We start from the raw sequence: 2,675 nt of genomic DNA on the forward strand, positions 1-2,675 counted from the left end.
CAGCGCCATCCCTCCGGCAACGGTCTCGAGGCAGCCGACCTGGCCGCAATTGCAGGGCCGCCCGAGCGGATCGATCGGGAGGTGCCCGATCTCGCCGGCCACGCCGTTCGCGCCGCGCCGGGCCCGCCCGTCGATGATGATGCCGGCCGCGAGCCCCGTGCCGAGATTCAGATAGGCGATCGTGCCGTCGAGCCCCATCAGATGCGCCGCGCCGATCGATGCGGCCGTCACGTCGTTGTCGACCGAGACCGGGATCCCGGTCCGCGCCGAGAGCAGTTCGCCGAGCTCCATCTCCTCGATTTCGAGATTGTAGGCGTGCCGCACGGTGCCGCGCGGGCGCTGCACCTGCCCCGGTACGCCGACCCCGAGCGATGCGAAATCGCTCGGCGCCCGCCCGGTGCGCTCGGCGAGCTCGGCGACGAGACCGGCGGCGGTGTCGAGGACCCCTGCCGCACCCATCGCGACCGGCAGCGTCGCCTCGGCCTCGATCCGGGCGTCCTCGTCGAGGGAGACCGCGGCGATCTTCGACCCGCCGATGTCCATGCCGATCCGGGCAGCGCGCTTCGCATCGGAGACGATCGGTTGCGTTGGCGTCATGGGTGTTCTTCCTCGAGCAGGGCGGCGGGCGACGGAACAGGGCCGCACGGCGACCCCGACCGGCGACGACCGGGCGACGATCGCACGTTGATGAACCATGCTATGCGAGTTCGGGACACCCCGAAGGACGCGGGAACCGCCGTGTTACGCTGACCTCGACCCGACGGAGGGTCGCGGTGGCCGGGACGGCGACCGTCTTTCACAACGGATCGTCCGGCACGTACCTGCCGGTGAAGGAGAATCATGGCATCGGTCACGTTCGACGGCATTTCGCGCGTCTACCCGGGCACCGCCCGCCCGGCGGTCGCCGACCTCAGCCTCGAGATCGGCGACGGCGAGTTCCTCGTCCTCGTCGGGCCCTCAGGCTGCGGCAAATCCACCACGCTGCGCATGCTCGCGGGTCTCGAGGAGATCGACGGGGGCAGGATCCTGATCGGCGACACGGAGGTCACGAACGTGCCGCCCAAGGATCGCGATATCGCGATGGTCTTCCAGAACTACGCGCTCTACCCCCATATGACCGTGGCCGAGAACATGGGGTTCGCGCTGAAGATCGCCGGCGTCGGCAAGGAGGAGCGGACCGTGCGCGTGCTCGAGGCCGCCAAGCTGCTCGATCTCGAGGAGTATCTCGACCGCAAGCCGAAGGCGCTCTCCGGAGGCCAGCGCCAGCGCGTCGCCATGGGGCGCGCCATCGTCCGTCAGCCGCAGGTCTTCCTCATGGACGAGCCGCTCTCGAACCTCGATGCGAAGCTGCGCGTGCAGACCCGCACGCAGATCGCGTCGCTGCAGCGCCGCCTCGGCGTCACCACCGTGTACGTGACCCATGACCAGACCGAGGCGCTGACCATGGGCGACCGCATCGCGGTGCTCAAGGACGGCGTGCTGCAGCAGGTCGGCACGCCGCGCGACCTCTACGAGACCCCGACGAACGTCTTCGTCGCAGGCTTCATCGGCTCGCCCGCCATGAACCTCTTCGCGACCGACCTCGCGGCAGATGGCGTCGCGATCGGTTCGCTCCGGGTGCCCGTCGCGGTCGCCGGTGCCGGATCCCGCGCAGTCACCGTCGGCGTCCGCCCGGAGGATCTCTCGGTCGCAGCCCCGGGTGAGCCCGGCCTCGCCGTGCGGATCGACCTCGTCGAGGAGCTCGGAGCCGACGGCTACCTCTACGGGCACATCGACGGCAGCGGCAGCGGCGGCGAGCGCGTCGACTTCGTCGCCCGGGTCGACGGCCGCATTCATCCCGCCGCCGGCGAGACGGTCGTGCTCGTGCCGAACCCTGCCCATCTGCACCTCTTCGACGCCGACTCCGGCGAGCGACTGAACTGAGGCCGCCCGTGGAGGTGCTCATCGTCGAGACCCCCGACGAGGTGGCCCGGGCGTCGGCCGCACGGATCGCGCAGGCGATCCGACGTCGACGCGAGCCGGGCGGGAGCGTCACGATCGGCGTCGCCACCGGATCCTCGCCCCTCGGCACCTATCGGGAGCTCGCGGCGCTCGTGCGCGCGGGAGAACTCGATTTCGGCGGCATCGACGCCTTCGCGCTCGACGAATACGTCGGTCTCGCCGCCGATCATCCCGAGAGCTACCACGAGGTGATCCGGCGCGTCGTCACCGAGCCGCTCGGCCTCGACCCGGCGCGCGTCCGCATCCCCGACGGTCTGGCCGACGACCTCGACGCGGGATGCGCCGCCTACGAGGCCGCGATCGAGGCGGCCGGCGGCATCGACATCCAGCTGCTCGGGATCGGCGGCAACGGGCACATCGGATTCAACGAGCCCGGCTCGCCACTCGCCTCCCGGACCCGCGTCACGGTGCTCGCGCCGGCCACCCGGGCCGACAACGCGCGCTTCTTCGGCACGGTGGAGCAGGTGCCGACGCGCAGCGTGACGCAGGGGGTCGGCACGATCCTCGACGCCGAAGAGCTGCTGCTCGTCGCCCAGGGCGCGAGCAAGGCGCGGGCGGTCGCGCAGATGATCGAAGGACCGGTCTCCAGCCGATGCCCGGCGAGTGCGCTGCAGCTGCACCCGCGCGCCGTCGTGGTGATCGATCGCGCCGCGGCCGCGGAGCTCTCGTTCGCC

The 2,675-nt window shown here is 71.1% G+C and carries 3 protein-coding genes; 2 read left to right on the forward strand and 1 reads right to left on the reverse strand.

Annotated features, from left to right (window positions below):
- Nucleotides 1-597, reverse strand: a 597-nt coding sequence (locus ACFPZL_RS12105) for an ROK family protein (protein ID WP_382335606.1), incomplete at its 3' end; no start/stop codon positions are given.
- Nucleotides 598-840: 243 nt separating this feature from the next.
- Here ACFPZL_RS12105 and ACFPZL_RS12110 point away from each other — a divergent pair.
- Both ACFPZL_RS12110 and nagB read left to right on the forward strand, forming a co-directional pair.
- Complete coding sequence (locus ACFPZL_RS12110; RefSeq protein ID WP_218116056.1) at nucleotides 841-1,923, forward strand: ABC transporter ATP-binding protein; 1,083 nt, start codon at nucleotides 841-843, stop codon at nucleotides 1,921-1,923.
- Between the two features lie 8 nt (nucleotides 1,924-1,931).
- Nucleotides 1,932-2,675 (forward strand): glucosamine-6-phosphate deaminase (gene nagB / locus ACFPZL_RS12115; protein ID WP_382335608.1); only part of this gene is annotated, 744 nt, incomplete at its 3' end.

The sequence above is a fragment of the Leucobacter soli genome (assembly GCF_042659205.1).
Taxonomy (GTDB): Bacteria; Actinomycetota; Actinomycetes; order Actinomycetales; family Microbacteriaceae; genus Leucobacter; species Leucobacter soli.